This is a genomic window from Actinobacillus arthritidis, from assembly GCF_029774155.1.
GTDB classification, from domain to species: Bacteria; Pseudomonadota; Gammaproteobacteria; order Enterobacterales; family Pasteurellaceae; genus Actinobacillus; species Actinobacillus arthritidis.
On sequence record NZ_CP103833.1, the window covers coordinates 1,934,644 to 1,954,234 of the forward strand.

Genomic DNA, 19,591 nt, shown 5'->3' on the forward strand with positions numbered 1-19,591 from the left:
GATCATACAAAGAAAATGATTGATCAAGTTGAAAAATCAATTAAAGAAGAAATAAGAAAAGCCAAGTTTAATAAGTTTAAACGAGATCCTTATAAATTTTTTGTTGATTCTAAAAATCCGATTATTCGTTTGGGCAGATTCTTTGTACGAAGAAGATAATAAATAGGATATTATGTCTATATTAAATCCGCTTAATTTTATTGCTAAAGATGTTTTTATAGGTAGAAATTCTCTTATTGAGGTGCCTGTATCTATCGGAAAACTAGCTGAAATACATAATAACTGCAGAATTAATAAATATGCATTTATTAATAATAATTCTGTTATTTATTCTGATGTTAAAATTGGGCGTTATACGTCTATTGCTCGGAATTGTGAAATTGGAGTAGTAGCTCATCCAGATAATTTTCTTTCAACTCATAGTTTCCAATATAGCCATGCATTGATGACTAATCATCCAGAAACATCATTTTCTAGAAAAGTTAAATTCAACTTTGATGGAGAAACTGTGATAGGTAATGATGTTTGGATTGGTGCAAAAAGTATTATTAAATCCGGTATTACAGTTGGCGATGGAGCAATTATTGGTGCAATGTCTTTTGTAAATCAAAATGTTCCACCCTATGCGATAGTTGTAGGCTGTCCAGCTAGAATTATTCGTTATCGTTTTGATGATCATACTATTTCTCAGTCGCAGAATTTAAAATGGTGGGAATTTTCACCTATTGAATTAAAAGACGTTCAATTTGATAACATTGAACTTGCTATTGAGCAAATTACCTTATTAAGGAACTCTAAATGAAACAAAAAATCGTAAAAGTCGGCAATATTGAAGTGGCGAATGACAAGCCGTTTACTTTATTCGGCGGTATGAACGTATTAGAAAGCCGTGATATGGCAATGCGTGTCTGTGAACAATACGTAGAAGTGACCAACAAACTGGGTGTGCCTTATGTATTTAAAGCCTCTTTCGATAAAGCGAACCGTTCGTCAATTCACTCTTACCGTGGTCCGGGTATGGAAGAAGGTTTAAAAATCTTCCAAGAATTAAAAGATACCTTCGGTGTGAGCATTATTACTGACGTACACGAAATTTATCAATGTAAACCAGTAGCGGAAGTGGTGGATATTATCCAGTTACCAGCCTTCTTAGCTCGCCAAACGGATTTAGTCGAAGCAATGGCACGTACCGGTGCGGTGATTAACGTGAAAAAGCCACAATTTTTAAGCCCAGGTCAAATGGGTAATATCGTGGAAAAAATTGCAGAATGTGGTAACGAAAACGTGATTCTTTGCGACCGTGGTACCAACTTCGGCTATGATAATTTAGTGGTGGATATGCTCGGCTTTAACATTATGAAAAAAGTATCAAAAGGCTGTCCGGTAATTTTTGACGTGACTCATTCATTACAATGCCGTGACCCGTTCGGTGCGGCATCAGGCGGTCGCCGTGATCAAGTAACCGAATTGGCTCGCGACGGTATGGCGATCGGTTTAGCCGGTTTATTCCTTGAAGCGCATCCGGATCCGAACAGTGCGAAATGTGACGGTCCGTCAGCCCTACCGTTATCAAAATTAGAAGCATTTGTTAGTCAAATGAAAGCGATTGATGATTTAGTTAAATCATTTGAAGAAATTGATACGTCACGATAAGAAATATTTCCCCTCTTAATTAGAGGGGATTTTTATGAGGTTTTTATGAAGTTTACTATTATTATCCCGGCTCGTTATGCTTCGACTCGCTTACCTAGAAAACCGTTATTGGATATTTTAGGTAAGCCGATGATCCAACACGTTTGGGAAAGAGCAAAGCAAGCGGGAGGACATCGAGTAATTATTGCAACAGATCATTCTGAGATTGCTGAGGTTGTTACTCGCTTTGGTGGAGAAGTTTGCCTAACTTCGGATAAACATTCATCCGGAACAGAACGTTTAGCTGAAGTTGTTAGTAAAATGAATATTAGTGATGATGAGATTATTGTTAATGTTCAAGGCGATGAGCCTCTCATTCCACCGTGTATTATCAAACAAGTTGCAGAGAATTTAGATAATCATCAAGTAAATATGGCAACATTAGCGGTTAAATTAACTCAAAGAGATGAATTATTTAATCCTAATGTAGTAAAAGTACTTTCAGATAAAAATGGTATGGCGTTATATTTTTCTCGTGCGACTATTCCATTTGCTAGAGATAACTTCCCTGATTGTTCAGATGATTTTGTTACTCAAAACCAGTATCTTCGTCATATAGGTATTTATGCTTATCGTGCAGGCTTCATTAAGCAGTATGTACAATGGCAACCGACGGCTTTAGAACAGCTAGAATCTTTAGAGCAGTTAAGGGCTTTGTGGAATGGAGAAAAGATACACTTAGATATTGCATTAGAAACGCCTGAAGTTGGTGTTGATACGCAAGAAGATTTAGAGCGAGTTCGTTTAATTTTATCAAATAAATAAGGCTATAAAATATGAATTACTTAGCAAGTGCTAGAGAAACATTATCTTTATATACCCAAGCAATAGATAGTTTACATAATCGCTTATCTACTGAGTTTAATCAAGCTATTGAAATGATTTTATCTTGTGAGGGACGTTTAGTTGTTGCTGGTATTGGTAAATCAGGTTTAGTTGGTCAGAAAATGGTTGCTACTTTTGCTTCTACGGGAACACCAAGTTTCTTTTTACATCCAACCGAAGCATTTCACGGTGATTTGGGGATGTTAAAATCTATCGATATCGTAATTCTTATTTCAAATAGTGGTGAAACTGATGACGTAAATAAATTAATTCCTAGCTTAAAAGGTTTTGGTAATAAAATTATTGCAATGACAGGTAATTCTAATTCAACCCTAGCACAGCATGCTGATATTATTTTAAATATTGGCGTAGAAAAAGAAGCCTGTCCAAATAATCTTGCTCCAACAACATCCACATTAGTGACTATGGCACTAGGAGATGCACTTGCGATTGCTTTAATTAAAGCAAGAAACTTCCAAACTATGGACTTTGCTCGTTTTCATCCGGGTGGCAGTTTAGGGCGAAAATTACTCTGTACGGTTAAAGATGTAATGATTAGATCATTACCAATAGTTTCTCCAACGGCAATATTTAGCGAATGTTTAAATATAATGAATGAAGGTCGAATAGGCGTTGCTCTAGTTATGGAACATGACTGTTTACTGGGAATTATTACTGATGGGGATATTCGTCGTTTATTAGCTGATAAAGGAGCTAATAGTTTGTTAATGACAGCTGATCAAATTATGACGAAGAATCCTAAAACTATCCTAGAAAGTACTTTTCTTGCTAAAGCTGAGGAAGAAATGAGAGGGTTACATGTCCATTCATTAGTTGTAATAAATAAGGAAAATCAAGTTGTAGGTATCTTTGAATTTTCAAACTAAAATAGTTGTAATAATAAACTATTGATCTAAGGTACTTTCTTGATATTAGACAAAACTGATAACGTTATCATTGCAAATAGATTGCAATTTATATCGATTAAGAGGAGAATACTGTCCATATTTTTGGATTTAATTACCAAAAATAACCACAAATCTCTTTTTTCTTTTTATTTTTTCTTAGGAACTTATTATGGGTCTTTTTGAACAAACAAATCCTAGCCGTCGTCGTTACGGTTTAGCCGTATTCGTAGGTGTTATCGCTGGAATTATTTCAGCATTCGTGAAATGGGGTGCAGAGCATCCATTCCCACCACGTAGCCCGATTGATTTATTCCAATCAGCTTGTCCACAACCTGTTTTAGATGCACTAAATTCAGGTTCTTTAGCGATGAATAGTGCATTAGAACAATGTTCACGTGCGGTATTAAACCCTCCGGCGGTATTCTTACGTGATTATATCGGTATCGACCCTTATAACACTGTTGCATTTACTTTTGCGGATCACCCTTTTAACTCAATCGGTGTAACGCATATGATTTTCTCATTAGTGTTTGCAATCGGTTATTGCTTAGTGGCTGAAGTTTTCCCAAAAATTAAATTCTGGCAAGGTATCGGTGCAGGTATCATCGCAAATATCTGTGTTCACTACATTACATTCCCTGCATTAGGTTTAACGCCACCGGTTGCAGAATGGCCTTTATATGAACACATTTCTGAATTAGTGGGTCATATCTTCTGGTTCTGGACGATTGAGGTAATCCGTCGTGATTTACGTAATCGCATCACAAACGAACCGGATGCGGAAATTCCGTTAAATCAAGCTCGTTAATTTCAATCTAAGTGATTAGTACGATAAAGCCACCCTTTGGGTGGCTTTGTTATTTAAGCAAGAATGATTTCCACTCCTTTATCCCGAATACGTTTAAGCATTTTAGGGTCAGCTTCTTTGCCAGTGATAAGTATATCCACATCATCAATCGCTCTAAATAACATACCGATTTCTTTGCCCAATTTAGTGCTATCTAATAACACCACATATTTACTGGCTTTTGATGACATTTGTGCTTCTGAATTGGCAATAATCATATCGGTCTTAAACAGCCCTTCTTGGGTAAAACCTTTACCGCTGGTAAACATAATATTTGCCGCATACATAAATTCATTCTGTTGATTCAGTGAAAGCGTGACTTGCTTATTTTTATTATATTGTCCCCCCATAATCACCACATCATCGTGTTGTTGCTCAATCAGCTCATTGGCAAGCGGTAGAAAATTGGTAATAATTTGTAATTTTTGACCGCATAGTGCTTGCCCCAATAATTGCATCGTGGAGCCGCAGGTTAAAATGACACTGTCTCCCTCTTTGCATAATTTACTTGCCGCTTCGGCAATACGGCGTTTTTCTTCTAGATTATTAATGGTTTTTTCTTGTGTTAATGACGCATGTTTGTTGATTGCCTCTGCACCGTTACGCACTTTCCGTAATTTATTCTGTTCGCTCAGTTTATTAATATCTCGTCTGGCGGTTGCCGGCGAGATATTTAAAAGATTCATAATTTCCAATGTAGAAAGCATCTGCTTTGCTTCCAGTAAGGACAATAATTTTTTATGTCTAAAATTTTCGTTCATTATTATGTTCCTATTTTTACTATCTCATTCGCTGTTTTGGAAAGTGATATAAGATAATATCTAATCAAGAGTAATCATAACCTTTTTTGATGTGGTGTGTTGATGAGAAATGTGATCTATCTCTAATTTCTTAAAAAAGTTTATTTATCTCATTTATCCTAAAGAGTATTATGTAAGTGATAATGATATTATTCCTATATAATTCAATGGGATATGTATTATTTGTAAGAGAAAATAACATTGTGTGAGTAGCAATGACGTGAATATTATGAGTAAAATCTTACTTAATTTAGAGGAAGCAAAGTTATGTTAAAAGAGTCTCTTATTGAGAATGATTCTATCCTACTCAATCAAAGTGCGTCAGATTGGAGAGCGGCGATTAAGTTAGGCACGGATTTATTGGAAAAATCGGGAGCTATCGAACCTCGTTATTATACGAGTATTATTGAAAATATTGAGAAAATGGGACCTTATATTTTGCTTGCTCCGGGATTGGCAATGCCTCACGCTCGTCCGGAAGAAGGCGTGATTAAAACGTCATTTGCCTTGGTGACGTTAAAAGAGCCGGTCACTTTTGATGGGGAAGATGAGCCTGTATCTGTTTTTATTACTTTGGCAGGAAGTGATTCGGATAAACATATGGAAGGGCTAATGGAAATTACGCAAGTATTAGATGATCCTGACAGTGATACAGGCGTGAATCTTGAGAAAATTTTGCGTTGCTGTACCAAAGAAGATGTTTATGCTGTGATTGATTTAGCATAACGTACTCTCTATTTTATCTTTGGATCGGAAATTAATATAATTAGTTATCAAAAAATAAGGCTAGTGAAAACTCACTAGCCTTTTGCTCTTCTTAAGCCATTAATTTTTTTAAGCGATACAGCTCATCCAACGCTTGGCGAGGGGTGAGTTCATCAGGGTCAATGCTCATTAATGCTTTTTCTAGTTTACTTTGTTGTACAACAAGCGGTTGAATTTGCGGTGTTTCTTGCAAATCCGCACTAAATAAGAGATCGCCTTGCGGATTATCGTGCGCTTCTTTGGTTTGTAATGAGATCTCTTCCAAATGCACTAAACGCTGTTTCGCCAGTTGAATAACCTGTTTCGGCACACCGGCAAGCGCCGCTACCGCTAAACCATAGCTTTTACTTGCCGCGCCTTCTTGTACACTGTGCATAAACACGATGGAATCCTGATGTTCTCGGGCATCTAAATGTACGTTTGCTACACCTTTCAACTGACTCGGCAAACTGGTCAACTCAAAATAATGAGTAGCAAATAAGGTGAGTGATTGGGTTTTCTTGGCTAACCATTCGGCACACGCCCACGCCAGCGATAAACCGTCATAAGTGGAAGTACCACGCCCGATTTCATCGATCAACACTAAGCTGTTTTCGGTTGCCTGATGCAGAATATTCGCCATTTCGGTCATTTCCACCATAAAAGTCGAACGGCCGGAGGCTAAATCATCACTTGCGCCGATACGGGTAAAAATACGGTCTAACGCACCGATTTCCGCACTATCCGCCGGCACAAAACTGCCGATATACGCCATTAGACTAATCAATGCAATTTGACGCATATAGGTACTTTTACCGCCCATATTCGGGCCGGTAACCACCAATAAATGACGTTGTGCATTTAAGAATACAGGGTTAGCAATAAACGGATCTTTCAACACTTGCTCCACCACCGGATGGCGACCGCCTTTGATATTCACGCCTCGTTGTAAGCTGAACGTCGGACGCACATAGTTCAAACTTTCCGCTCGCTCGGCAAGATTGGTCAGTACGTCTAATTCGGATAATGCCATCGCCGCCAGTCGCAATTCGCCCAAACGCGGCATAAGTAAATCGAACAGCTCATCATAAAGTTGCTTTTCTAACGCCAATGATGCCCCTTTTGCTTTCAGCACCTTATCTTCATAGGTTTTCAGCTCGGGAATAATATAGCGTTCGGCATTTTTCAAAGTTTGACGGCGAACATAATGCATCGGGGCTTTATGCGCTTGTCCTTGGCTAATTTGAATATAGTAGCCGTGTACCGCATTAAAGCCGATTTTAAGTGTATCAATACCGGTTGCTTCTCTTTCTCGAATTTCGAGATTTTCCAAATATTGGGTTGCACCGGCAGAAAGCTCTCGCCATTCATCCAACTCCGCATTGTAACCTGCGGCAATGACACCACCGTCACGAATTAATTGTGGAGGGGTTTCAATAATCGCACGTTCAAGCAGTGCGTGTAATTCGCTGAAATCGCCTATTTGTGCCACAAGTGCATCAAGCGAAGCGGTCAAATTTTTCGCATTTTTTGCAATATCAGGCAATTGTACCAAGGCGGTACGCAAACGGGTTAAATCACGAGGGCGAGCTGAGCGTAATGCCACACGCGCAAGGATTCGCTCCATATCACCGACATTTTGTAATAACGGTTGCGACAGTTCGATACGTTGTTCTTGTTGTAAAGTGTCAATTATATCTTGACGCTTTTTTAGTTTTTCTAAGTCACGAATCGGTTGATGAATCCAGCGTTTCAGCAAACGGCTACCCATTGGCGTAACACATTTATCTAAAACTGCCGCTAACGTATTTTCCGTTCCGCCAGCTAAATTTTGGGTCAGTTCTAAGTTACGACGAGTTGCCGCATCCAGCAAAATAGTGTCACTATTTTGCGCCAAATGAATACTGTTGATATGCGGTAAGGCGGTACGTTGCGTTTCTTGTGCATAATGCAAAACACAACCTGCCGCACATAATGCCACCACGGCTTTTTCCACCCCAAAACCGGCTAAACTTTGCGTACCGAATTGGCGATTTAATAAATTAATCGCCGTGACTAACTCAAATTCCCACACCGGACGGCGACGTAAACCTTTATAATTATTTAAAATTTCGGCGACAGAAAAATCTTCCGCATAGAGAATCTCCGCTGGCTGTAAGCGTTGTAATTCGGCGGCGAGCACTTCTTTATTGGGTAATTCGGTAATTAAAAAACGTCCGGAAGTCATATCCAAAGTTGCAATCGCAAACACGCCCTTTTCTTCATAAATCGCGCGACTAAATTGTCCTGACGTTCCGGTAATAATGCCTCATCGCTCACAGTACCGGGGGTAACAATACGCACAACTTTACGTTCAACCGGGCCTTTACTGGTTGCCGGATCACCAATCTGCTCACAAATCGCCACCGATTCGCCCAATGCGACCAATTTAGCTAAATAGCCTTCTACCGCATGATACGGTACGCCCGCCATCGGAATCGGCTCGCCTGCCGATGCGCCTCGCTTGGTCAAAGAAATATCTAACAACGCCGCTTTTTTAGCGTCGTCATAAAACAACTCGTAAAAATCGCCCATCCGATAAAACAGTAAAATATCGGGATTTTGTGCTTTTAGTTGCAGATATTGTGCCATCATTGGGGTATGTTGCTGTATTTTTTCGTTTAAATTCATCTTGTTATATTGGTTAATTTATTGATATTAAATAACTTTATTAAAGTGTCTTATTTTATAAGGCCTTTCAAAAGTCTGATAAAGTCTTAGAAAACCTATGCTTAAATGTAGGTTCATTTGTAGGTTGTGTGACAATTTAAATTCAGAAAAAGAATAGCATTATGGTTTATCTTGCACTGCTAACTTATTGATTTTACGGCAATTACATTGCGTAAACAAGCAGGCAAGCATCCTGTCGGTAAAGTGACAATACAGACGAGGCGGTGAACGATTTATGTTCTATTGAAGATAAAATTCTATCACTGATTGCTTAAAAGGTGGGGGATATTTTTCAGAAAAAATCTGCACCTTAATACGTTGGTTGTTTCACCCAACGTATTAAGGTGCAGATGGCTTTTATTTATGCAAATTATTTTACTAATTCGCCTTTTGCTTGTAAGTCGGCGTGATAGGAAGAACGGACGAACGGACCGCAAGCAAGATGTTCAAAGCCCATTTTCTCCGCTTCACTACGGAACATATCAAACTCTTCCGGCGGTACATAGCGTTCTACTTTTAAGTGATGGCGACTCGGTTGTAAATACTGACCGATAGTCAACATCGTTACGCCATGATCACGTAAATCTTGCATCACTTCTAAAATTTCTTCGTTAGTTTCGCCAAGACCTACCATTAATCCTGATTTTGTCGGAATATCCGGGAACTCTTGTTTGAAAATTTTAAGTAACTCAAGCGACCATTTATAATCTGCCCCCGGTCGTACTTCACGGTATAAACGCGGCACGTTCTCGAGGTTATGGTTAAACACATCCGGCGGATTTTGTTTTAAAATTTCGACCGCTTGTTCTACACGGCCACGGAAGTCAGGCACTAAAATCTCTACTTTACATTCCGGATTTAACGCTTTAATTTCACGCACGGTTGCGGCAAAGTGTGCCGCACCACGATCAGCTAAATCATCACGGTCAACCGAAGTGATTACCACATATTTTAGCTTCATATCTTGTACGGTTTCCGCCACTTTACGTGGTTCTTCCGGATCTAACGGCAACGGTTTACCGTGTGCAACGTCACAGAATGGACAACGACGAGTACAAATTGCCCCCATAATCATAAAGGTTGCCGTACCGTGGTTAAAACACTCGTGCAAGTTCGGGCAAGACGCTTCTTCACACACAGAATGTAAGCCGTGGCGGCGCATACCGTGCTTGATACTATCAATTTTTGCCGAAGCCGCCGGTAATTTAATTTTCATCCAACTTGGTTTTGGTAATAACTCTTGGTCAGGGTCAATATTACGCACTTGGATTACAGAAGTTTTGGTTGCGTCGCGATATTTAACGCCACGCTCCATTTTAAATGCTTCCATTTTTGTAGGCTTAGTGCCTGTAGCAGTTGTCATTAAGTTCTATCCTTTTCTATGCAATTTTAAAGGGCGGAGATAAACCCCGCCCCTACACAGATCTTACAATTCTGATAATCTTTTTATTAACGGGCAAATGCCTTACGAACATTATTTGTTAACAATTTGTTGATCATTATACCCTAAAATGTTGCAAAAGTGAGCTACTAATTTAGGGGCAACTAAATCACATTGCGCTTCTGCTTCCACAATATAATCTTTCAATTGTGCCATTTCCAATCCGGCATAGCCGCACGGATTAATATTTCTAAACGGTGTTAAATCCATATTCACATTAAATGCTAAGCCGTGAAATGAGCGACCTTGGCGAATACGTAGTCCTAACGAACAGATTTTCTTACCGTCAATATACACGCCCGGTGCATCCGGTTTTGGATAACCTTCAATCCCATAATCCGCTAATGTTTTAACCACGCATTGTTCTAAAGCAGTAACAAGATCTCGTACCGATACCTCTTTGCCCTGTGCTTTTAAACGCTTGACATCGATCAGCACATACATTATCTGTCGCCCCTCACCGTGATAAGTAATTTGTCCATGCCGCGGTCGGTTTGCACCACAGGAATATTGGTCGGATTAAGTAAATGTTCCGGTTTACCAGCAGAACCTTGAGTAAATACTGAGGGATGTTGTACCAGCCAAATTTCATCTGCAGTATTTTCATCACGAGTATCGGTAAAATCTTGCATTTTATGCCAGATTTCTTCATACGGTTGTACACCAAGTTGGCGAACAATAAGTTGATTCATCAGGTTATCTCCGTTAAGAATTATAAAACCATTCTTACGCCGGAAATTTTAGCCAATTCAACATAGAGCGTTTCAACTTGATCGATATGTTCGGCAATAATATCAATAGAAACTGAATTATACGTCCCTTTTGAGCTACGTTGTTGGCGTGGATTGTAATCGCCTTTGGCATGAATTTGCGTAACCGCTACGACATCATCCACTAAATCTTCACGATGTGTACCAACTACTTTGAAAGTAAATGAACATGGAAATTCTAATAAATCTTTTAATTTTGCTTGGGGTAAATCTTGTAGGTTTACTGTTCTTGATTGTGTCATATCTATATCCTTTTCTCTCTTTTGCTATTAAGACCAAGCGGTATGATTTTGCAGATTTCTTGCCAAATCACACCGCTTGTTAATTTGTCGACTGAATATGGGGTCAATTTTGAGGATTACAAGCTAGTCAAAATTAGTCGAATAAACTTTTAACGGTTAAGACTGCCCAGTCCCACGCCTTACCGAAAATACCGGCTTCAGGCACATCTTGTAAAACTTGTAGATCGTCGCTTGCAACATCTTTACCGTCTAATTGATAAATCACTTTACCGATGACCTGACCTTTCACTAAAGGTGCTTCAAGATTTTTGCGTTCAAGTTCGTAACGTGCTTTAAGCTCAGAGGCTTTGCCCTTCGGTACAGTCACAAAACTATCTTGAACTGAACCGAGTTGAACTTTATCCGCTTCACCATAATAAACACTTTGTTCGGAAACGGCTTGACCTGCTGGTAATGATTTTACCGTTTCAAAGTTTGCAAAGCCCCATTGGAGTAACTTTTTGCTTTCTACTTCACGGCCTTTATAAGTCGGTACACCCATGACAACCGAAATTAAACGCGTATTATTGTTAGTCGCTGATGCGACTAAATTATAACCAGCTTGGTTGGTGTGACCGGTTTTCATTCCATCCACATTCATGGTTTTATCCCATAATAAACCGTTACGGTTCGGCTGTGGTTTTTTAATATTATATTTGAACTCTTTTTCTGCGTAAATTTTGTATTCTTCCGGCTGATCACGAATCACATGAGATCCAATAATTGCCATATCACGAGCCGAAGAATATTGATTAGGGTCATCTAAACCGTGTACAGTTGTAAAATGTGTATTTTTCAAACCGAATTGTTGACCGAATTTATTCATTTGGTCGATAAATGCTTGCTGAGAACCTGAAGTATGTTCCGCTAATGCCACCGCAAGATCGTTACCGGAAACAATAATTAAGCCTCGCATTAAATCTGCAACCGATACTTGCGTATTTAAATCTAAGAACATTAATGACGAACCCGGAAATTTTTGTGCCCAAGAATTTTCCGTTACAGTCACCATATCACTGTTTTTCACTTTGCCTTGTTTAATTGCATCACCGACCACATAACTTGTCATCATTTTAGTTAATGATGCAGGATATTGGCGTTGATCCGGATTTAAACTCGCCAACACATTACCTGAATTGTAATCCATTAAAATATAGGTCTGTGCATTTAATTGCGGTGCAGAAATCCCGAAATCGACATTTGCATCAGCAATCGCAAAAGGAGAAACAGCTAAAGCACAAAGGCTTACAGATTTTAATAACGTTCTTTTCATAAAAGCATCCAATTCATTGGGGAAATAACAGGTGATATAAAGCAAACAAGGGCTTGCCGAGAATCGGCAAACCCTGATGCGAAATGTAATAGATTAAATATCTTCTTCGCGCTCTACCGAAGTAGCTTTTTTATTTTTATTTAGCACCGCTAATTTCACGTGAGCCGTACCATGATGATGCATACCTAATTGGCGAGCGGCGGCTTTTGATAAATCTACCACTCGAGCATGGGCATAAGGGCCACGATCATTTACACGAACAACGACTGAACGACCATTACGCGTATTGGTCACTTCGACTAAAGTACCAAAAGGTAATGTTTTATGTGCCGCTGTCATTGCCGCATTGCTAAATTTTTCGCCGTTTGCGGTACGGCGTCCGTTAAATTTATCTGCATAGTAACTTGCAACACCAGACTGATAGTGGTTACGAGCAGTGTGTTTATGTTGTTCTTTCAGCGACTTTTTGACAGTTTTGGCTGTTTTTTTCGCTTTCAACGCGGTTTGTTTTACCGCTTTTTTTGCAGTTTTAGAAACAATGTGCTTCTTTATGACTGACGTTTTTGCGTGTTTGGTTGCCGCAACAGAATTCAATGATCCGAATGTTAAGAATCCAGCTAACAACAGGGTTACCATTTTACTTAATCGCATAAGTTTTCCTCATTTAGATATCGTACTGTGTAACGATGTGTTTTGCCCACAAAACAGGATTATCTTGTGGTGGCTGTTTATCTTTCTTTTGATAGATAACTGCTCTTGTATGTGCTTTTTGATACCGCAAAAAAGCAAAAGTTCAAACTCTCTCATTTCAGTCTTAGAGTTCGACTTAAAGTTTGCTATATGGATTATTGTCATTTGCTCGCTTACGATGCACATAAGCCGACATCATTAATCCAAAAGCCGCCATTAGGGTAACATAAGAAGTCCCCCCATAGCTAAACAGCGGTAAGGGTACACCAACTACTGGCAAAATACCACTTACCATACCAATGTTTACAAAAACATAAACAAAGAATAATAATGAAGTACCGCCTGAAATTAAGCGACCAAACGCTGAATCCGATTTGCCACCGATCACAAGACCTCTGGCAATAATAAATAAATAAATGGCTAATAAAATTAATACGCCGATCATACCATGTTCTTCACTCAATACGGCAAAGATAAAATCAGTATGCGGTTCTGGTAAAAATTCTAACTGTGATTGTGTGCCTTCCATCCAACCTTTACCATTAAAACCGCCGGAACCAATCGCTATTTTAGACTGAATAATATGATAACCAGCACCCAATGGGTCTTTTTCCGGATCGATTAAGGTCATTACACGGGTTTTTTGATAATCGTGCATCAAGAAAAACCACATAATCGGAATAAAACCGGCTAAGAATACTACACCGGCACTAATTAATTTCCAGCTTAACCCGGCTAGAAACAGTACAAAAATTCCAGTCGCACAAACTAATATTGACGTACCTAAATCCGGCTGTGCCGCAACCAATAAGGTTGGAAAAATAATAATACCTAATGCAATAAAAGTATCCTTTAAACTTGGCGGTAAAGCTCGTGAACCTAAATAAGTCGCTACCATTAGTGGCACGGATAACTTAGCAATTTCAGACGGTTGAAAGCGAACAAAGCCTAAATTCAGCCATCGTTGCGCTCCTTTACTGGTTTCGCCTATCAAATCTACCAGTACCAACATAACAATGCAGACCAGATAGAGGTAGGGAGAAATACGCTCATAAAAACGCGGCGGAACCATCGCCATACAAAACATTAATCCCAATCCGAGTGTCACTTGCACAATACGATTGGTAAACATCTTTTCACTCGCACCGCTCGCACTATATAGCACTAACAACCCATAACCTGTAATTGCCAATAAACCAAGTAGCAACCACACATCGAGCGAAAAAATCTTCCAAAAAAACTTTTTAACACCACTACTCATTGTTTATTTGTCCTTCTTCGCTTTCAAGCGGTTGATTTTGCTCAGGATTTTGTAATTGTTGATCCGGTAATGTGGCAGTCGGCTCTTTTAACGTTTTACTCAATGCAAAATCCATGACTCGACGTGCAACAGGTGCGGCATTTGTTCCGCCGCCACCGGCATTTTCTAAAATAATCGCTACTGACACTTTTGGCTCATCATAAGGTGCATAACTGATAAACCAAGCATGGTCGTGTAACTCTTTTTTCAGGGCATTTTTGTTATATTTACCGCCGTTTAAGTTAAAAACCTGTGCTGTACCGCTCTTACCTGCCGCCCGATAAAATGAACCGCCTGCCTTTTTACCCGTACCGTAACCGGCATTTACCACATTGTACATGCCTAATTTTGCTACTTCCCAAAAACGTTCCGGTACGCCTTGAATATCTTCGTAAAGTAACGGATCTTTATAAGGCTCCGTTTTATGACTACCAATCACCTCCATCATAAGATGAGGGGTATTCACACGACCATTATTAATCAGTACCGCTTGTGCTTTTGCTACCTGTAACGGTGTTGCAATCCAATAGCCTTGACCGATCCCGACTGGAATTGTATCGCCTTGTACCCAAGATTTTTTATAACGTTTTTGCTTCCATTCTTTATTAGGATATACACCAGCAGATTCTTCAAAAATATCAATACCGGTTTTTTGTCCGAAACCGAATTTACGCATCCACTCAGACATCTTATCAATACCGGTATCGTAAGCGAGCTGATAGAAAAACGTATCCGAAGACTCAGCAATCGCTTTATTAACATTAGTTGAACCGTGTCCACCACGTTTCCAGTCACGATAACGTTGTGTCGTTCCCGGTAAAATCCAAAAACCGGGATCATAAATGGTGCTAAACGGCGTAATTTTGCCTTCTGCTAGTCCCATTACTGCATAAAACGGTTTTACCGTGGAAGCCGGCGGATAAGTCCCTTGCGTGGCACGGCTATATAACGGACGAGCCGGATCTTCCAATAAGCGTTTATAATCCGCACCCGATACACCGCCGACAAATAAATTATTATCATAACTCGGGTTAGTCACCATCGCCAAAACACTGCTGTCACGAGGGTCAAGCACTACAACAGAACCTTTTTGATTACCCAACAAATTCTGAATATATTGCTGTAGCTCAACATCAATGGTTAAGCGAATACTGTCGCCCGCAACACCCGGTTGATCTCGCAATTTACGAATCACTTTACCTCGGTTATTGATTTCTACCTCTTCAAAGCCGGTTTGTCCGTGTAATTGGTCTTCGTAATATTTTTCGATGCCCAATTTGCCCATATCGTGCGAACCAGCATAATTACCAAATTTACCCTCTTCTTCGAGCTTTTTCTTATCTTTTTCGTTAATTTTAGCCACATAACCGAGAATATGCGTCAACGATTCACCATAAGGATAATTACGTTTGTAGTATGCCTGTACGTCTAGGCTTGGGAAACGATATTGGTTTACCGCAAAACGTGCCATTTGTTCTTCGTTCAAATTACCCTTCAACAAAATTGGCGTATAACGAGAGGTACGTTTTTTCTCTTTGCGGAAAGCCTCCACATCTTCATCGGTTAGCCCAACCACATCACGCAATTCAACTAACGTTTCTTCTAAGTTTTCCGTTTTTTCAGGAATGATATACAACCCGAAATAGGTAATATTTTCGGCTAATACTTTACCGTTACGGTCGTAAATCAAACCACGAGTAGGCGGAACCGGAAGTAATTTGATACGGTTGCCGTTAGAACGCGTTTGGTAATCGTCATAATTGACAATCTGTAAATGATACAAATTGGTTAATAACACACCAGTCAACACCAATACCCCAACAAATGCAACCAACGCACGACGGGCAAACAGATTACTCTCTGCTTGCCCATCTCGCACTTTTTCACGGGGTTTTGGATTGGTTAATTTTCCGAGTTTACCAAACATTGTTTATCTCATTTTGTTCTCGAGCGAACGGAACAAACGGTCAAAATTTTAGCATTTTTACCATGTCCATTCGATATCAAGCTATTCTCGATGATAAGGGTGATTTGTTGTCAGTGACCACGCACGATATAAACTTTCCGCCACAATCACTCGCACCATTGGGTGCGGTAAAGTTAGTGGCGAAAGCGACCAACTTTGTTCCGCTGCCGCTTTACATTCCGGTGAAAGCCCTTCCGGTCCACCAATTAACAAGCACACATCTCGTCCGTCATTTTTCCATGCTTCCAATTGGCTTGCCAATTGTTCGGTTGTCCAAGGTTTGCCCGGAATATCCAAGGTCACAACTTTGCCTTTACCGGCGTACGCTAACATCGCTTTACCTTCTTGCTCTAAAATGCGTTTAATATCCGCATTTTTGCCACGTTTACCGGCAGGAATCTCAATCAGTTCAAACGGCATATCTTTTGGGAAACGGCGTTGGTATTCTTCGAAACCAACCTTCACCCAATCCGGCATTTTTTGTCCGACCGCAATCAGTTGTATTTTCATTGTGCCACCACAAAAATGACGGTTATGCCCAAAGTTTTTCTAATTGATACATTTCACGAGCATCCGCTTGTAATAAATGCACAATCGCTTGACCGAAGTCGACCACGATCCAATCCGCTACCGCTTTACCCTCTTCACCAAATACTTCAAAACCTGCTTGTTTTGCTTCTGCGCTTAAACGATCTGCGGTTGAAGCTACGTGACGCACCGAAGTACCGGTTGCGATAATCATGGTATCGGTAATGCTCGATTTACCGCGCACATCAATCGCTAAAATATCTTGCGCTTTTAAATCATCTAAAGTTTTTGTTAAAAATTCGACTAAATTTTGTTCCACGTTCAGTTCTCTTTCAAATTTACTAAAATACAAACGTTAAATTTTAACACAAATTCGTTGTAATATAACAAATAGACAAAAGTAAAGCGGTCGTATTTTCGTTTTAGCCGGTTTTTTCTATTTCCGGCTAAATAAAAAGGTTTTTTGAATCACTTATGAATTTGGATTATGATAGCAAAAATTTTTTAACACAGATTCTCATATGAAATATTTCAAACTTACCTATGCGGCATTGTTTAGTACACTTTCCGTTTCGACTCTTGCGAATGAAACCTATGACGCAGAGAATACCTGGGCGGATCAACAACGTAGTTCGATTCGTTCGAAATTACATGATTGGTCAAACGGTATTAATGATTGGTTGGGAGAAACGGATCCGAGTAAACCGGCATCGGCGAGTTTACGGGTGATGTTAGATAATCAATGGAATAAACACGACCGTTTTTCTTATAAACCGCGTGTGCGAGGTAAAATCAAATTACCGGTATTGAAAAAACACGTCAGCGTGATATTTGGTGATGAGGATTTGGAAAACCAAGCACGCGATAAAAACCGTATTGGACAAAATTACCGTGATCTGCCTCGTGATCGTAATTATGATAGCCACCAAGCTCGTAACGATAATGCCTCTATCGGTTTACGTTGGTCGAATGAGATTAAGCGTTTAGGGATTGAAAGTGATTTGGACGGCGGTTTACGTTCAGGCGGCGATATCTTCGGGCGTTTACGTTTAAGTAAAACTTGGGATATTACCGATAATTTCGGTACTCGCTTGGAGCAGATTTATCGTTACGGTACAAACAGTAAACACTATTTGCGTACTAATTTGGAAAATCGTTATATTGATGGTGAAAACACCTTTATTATGAATCATACCTTCTTGCAATATACGCATGATGTGGATGAAGAAACCGGCTGGGGAAATAGTTTTTATCGCCAACATAATTTTACGCCACTGAAGCGTTTAAGTTACGGTGTGTTTATAGGCGGACGTTTTGATCAGGGATATTCAAAATTTAATTCTTACGGACCGTTTATCAGTTATCGTCAACCGATCTTCCGTAATTGGGTATTTATTCAACCGGAAATCAGTTTCTACAATGATAAAGACAAAGATCGTAATCACTTTATCAATACCTTTATGCGTTTAGAAGTGATTTTCTAACTTTGCAATGACCAATAAAAAGACTACATAACAAAACTTATGTAGTCTTTTTTCTATTTATTTTGCCGAAAAATTGTAAAAATAACCGCTTACCGTTTAAAGTCAGCTTTGGTTATATGGATAACGCAAAATGACTTTGTTGTAAAAACTGCCGTTAATGTGGGTTTTATGTAGATGGAATTTGCGATAAGCATTAAATACTGCGGCATCGGGTTTTTCCGGATTTGCCCAAAAGTCATTCAGATTTCCTTGATAAGTCAATCCTGTAAAATCGTAATTTGCCCGTCCTAGGATTTTAACCGGCATATTGTGTAATAGGGCGGAAATGCCGCTGGTGCTATTCAGCGTTACCATTCCTTTACCATAACGTAAAAACACCGGCATCGGTACATCGTGAATATAGTAAATCCGTTTTTTTAGATCGGGATATTGTGCAATATACTCATCAATCACTTTACCATAATCAATAAAGCCACGATCCATCGGATGATGTTTTACGATGAGATTTAAATGTTTGGGTGCTTTAGTCGCAAAGGAGAGTAGCACTTCTCTCAGTACTGCTTCTACATTAGGATAATCGCTATGCACTAAGATCTGGCTATCATCATAAACTTGTAACGGTAAAATGAAAAATTCACCAAATTCTCCCTTCTCAACGCGTTTGGCAAAGTTAAGATCATAGAGATAATAATGTAAACGCTTTAATCCGGAAATCGACCATAGTTTTACGTAATACAACACATTTAGGAAACGATGATGACGATATTTCGGATAATGCTGACGGCGATAATAAGCCGAAACATAATATCGAATTGCCAGTTTTGCCATTGGACAAAAACCTTTGGCAAGATGCTGAGGTTTAGGCAATTCAGGCAATGACTGAAACTGCATAAAATAGGCAAGATCACGAGGAATAGGCGAATAAGCATTTACTCCCGTTTTTTCAAAAGTGACATAGTTAGGGCGAAAATAGCCTTCTTCAAATGCCCAAAAACTGATATGTAATTGTCGGCAGATATTTTTTGCCACTTTATGATAGTTTCGATTATCTCCAAAACAGACGATGCTGTTAATTTGATGCTGATGACAAAAGTCAGTTAAATATTGCTCAAAATTTTCCAGTGAATCTCGGTATGCAAACGTATTTTTAAGAGTGTTCGGATAGAAATACTCATCACCGGCATTTAAGTTAATTTTAAAGACAGTTCTGTTTTGAGTACGAAGCCATTCGGATAAATCTGTGAAAAATGTACCGATCGGCCCCTGTAACAGTAGGATTCTCTCTGAGCTTTCAAGCAAATCATCCAAATAATGGTTAATCATCGGTAATACT

17 protein-coding genes and 2 pseudogenes are annotated in these 19,591 nt (G+C 39.3%); 7 read left to right on the plus strand and 12 right to left on the minus strand.

All coding sequences use genetic code 11. The annotated features are described in order from the left end of the window. Window positions 1-172 precede the first annotated feature (172 nt). The 5 genes from NYR89_RS09225 (at window position 173) to NYR89_RS09245 (ending at window position 4,233) form a co-directional block, all read left to right on the plus strand. Window positions 173-802: a CatB-related O-acetyltransferase gene (locus NYR89_RS09225; protein ID WP_279445572.1), complete on the plus strand. Its 630-nt coding sequence runs from the start codon at window positions 173-175 to the stop codon at window positions 800-802. Further along, entirely contained in the window at window positions 799-1,653 is an 855-nt protein-coding gene (gene kdsA / locus NYR89_RS09230) for a 3-deoxy-8-phosphooctulonate synthase (protein WP_279445573.1), read from the plus strand. Before NYR89_RS09225 ends, kdsA begins: the two co-directional genes overlap by 4 nt. A gap of 45 nt (window positions 1,654-1,698) precedes the next feature. After that, window positions 1,699-2,457 carry a 3-deoxy-manno-octulosonate cytidylyltransferase gene (gene kdsB / locus NYR89_RS09235; RefSeq protein WP_279445574.1) on the plus strand — a complete coding sequence of 253 codons (759 nt, stop codon included), beginning with the start codon at window positions 1,699-1,701 and terminating at the stop codon, window positions 2,455-2,457. A gap of 11 nt (window positions 2,458-2,468) precedes the next feature. Beyond that, window positions 2,469-3,404 carry a KpsF/GutQ family sugar-phosphate isomerase gene (locus NYR89_RS09240; protein ID WP_279445575.1) on the plus strand — a complete coding sequence of 312 codons (936 nt, stop codon included), beginning with the start codon at window positions 2,469-2,471 and terminating at the stop codon, window positions 3,402-3,404. A 190-nt stretch (window positions 3,405-3,594) separates the two neighbouring features. Next, entirely contained in the window at window positions 3,595-4,233 is a 639-nt protein-coding gene (locus NYR89_RS09245) for a YagU family protein (RefSeq protein ID WP_279445576.1), read from the plus strand. Between the two features lie 53 nt (window positions 4,234-4,286). Here NYR89_RS09245 and ulaR read toward each other — a convergent pair whose 3' ends face one another. Beyond that, a complete protein-coding gene (gene ulaR, locus NYR89_RS09250) occupies window positions 4,287-5,033 on the minus strand; it encodes an HTH-type transcriptional regulator UlaR (protein ID WP_279445578.1) in 747 nt (248 codons plus the stop codon). Between the two features lie 306 nt (window positions 5,034-5,339). On the opposite strand from ulaR, the gene NYR89_RS09255 reads away from it, so the two are divergent. Beyond that, a complete protein-coding gene (locus NYR89_RS09255; protein ID WP_279445579.1) occupies window positions 5,340-5,798 on the plus strand; it encodes a PTS sugar transporter subunit IIA in 459 nt (152 codons plus the stop codon). Between the two features lie 91 nt (window positions 5,799-5,889). Here the strand turns inward: NYR89_RS09255 and mutS are convergent. The 10 genes and pseudogenes from mutS to rsfS form a co-directional block, all read right to left on the minus strand. Then, window positions 5,890-8,486 (minus strand): annotated as a pseudogene (mutS, locus tag NYR89_RS09260) (DNA mismatch repair protein MutS). Between the two features lie 409 nt (window positions 8,487-8,895). Further along, window positions 8,896-9,888: a lipoyl synthase gene (gene lipA / locus NYR89_RS09265; RefSeq protein WP_279445580.1), complete on the minus strand. Its 993-nt coding sequence runs from the start codon at window positions 9,886-9,888 to the stop codon at window positions 8,896-8,898. 111 nt (window positions 9,889-9,999) lie between these two features. Further along, window positions 10,000-10,658, minus strand: a pseudogene (gene lipB / locus NYR89_RS09270) (lipoyl(octanoyl) transferase LipB). Between the two features lie 20 nt (window positions 10,659-10,678). Then, window positions 10,679-10,978, minus strand: a complete 300-nt coding sequence (gene ybeD, locus NYR89_RS09275) for a DUF493 family protein YbeD (RefSeq protein WP_279445581.1) — start codon at window positions 10,976-10,978, stop codon at window positions 10,679-10,681. Between the two features lie 133 nt (window positions 10,979-11,111). Beyond that, on the minus strand, window positions 11,112-12,290 hold the full coding sequence (locus NYR89_RS09280) for a serine hydrolase (protein ID WP_279445582.1): 1,179 nt from the start codon (window positions 12,288-12,290) through the stop codon (window positions 11,112-11,114). A 93-nt stretch (window positions 12,291-12,383) separates the two neighbouring features. Further along, the gene (locus NYR89_RS09285) at window positions 12,384-12,941 is read right to left on the minus strand and encodes a septal ring lytic transglycosylase RlpA family protein (RefSeq protein WP_279445584.1); all 558 of its coding nucleotides are present in this window, start codon (window positions 12,939-12,941) and stop codon (window positions 12,384-12,386) included. A 175-nt stretch (window positions 12,942-13,116) separates the two neighbouring features. Further along, window positions 13,117-14,241 carry a rod shape-determining protein RodA gene (gene rodA, locus NYR89_RS09290; RefSeq protein ID WP_279445585.1) on the minus strand — a complete coding sequence of 375 codons (1,125 nt, stop codon included), beginning with the start codon at window positions 14,239-14,241 and terminating at the stop codon, window positions 13,117-13,119. Then, on the minus strand, window positions 14,234-16,207 hold the full coding sequence (gene mrdA, locus NYR89_RS09295; protein WP_279445586.1) for a penicillin-binding protein 2: 1,974 nt from the start codon (window positions 16,205-16,207) through the stop codon (window positions 14,234-14,236). The genes rodA and mrdA overlap by 8 nt, the downstream gene beginning before the upstream one ends. 81 nt (window positions 16,208-16,288) lie before the next feature. After that, window positions 16,289-16,756 (minus strand): 23S rRNA (pseudouridine(1915)-N(3))-methyltransferase RlmH, encoded by a 468-nt coding sequence (rlmH, locus tag NYR89_RS09300; protein WP_279445587.1) that lies wholly within the window; start codon window positions 16,754-16,756, stop codon window positions 16,289-16,291. A gap of 22 nt (window positions 16,757-16,778) precedes the next feature. Next, a complete protein-coding gene (gene rsfS / locus NYR89_RS09305) occupies window positions 16,779-17,093 on the minus strand; it encodes a ribosome silencing factor (RefSeq protein WP_005619625.1) in 315 nt (104 codons plus the stop codon). Window positions 17,094-17,295: 202 nt separating this feature from the next. Here rsfS and NYR89_RS09310 point away from each other — a divergent pair, with 202 nt between their 5' ends. Beyond that, on the plus strand, window positions 17,296-18,258 hold the full coding sequence (locus tag NYR89_RS09310) for a hypothetical protein (protein WP_279445588.1): 963 nt from the start codon (window positions 17,296-17,298) through the stop codon (window positions 18,256-18,258). 102 nt (window positions 18,259-18,360) lie between these two features. Here the strand turns inward: NYR89_RS09310 and NYR89_RS09315 are convergent, their stop codons facing one another. Then, complete coding sequence (locus tag NYR89_RS09315; protein ID WP_279445589.1) at window positions 18,361-19,581, minus strand: capsule biosynthesis protein; 1,221 nt, start codon at window positions 19,579-19,581, stop codon at window positions 18,361-18,363. Window positions 19,582-19,591 lie beyond the last annotated feature (10 nt).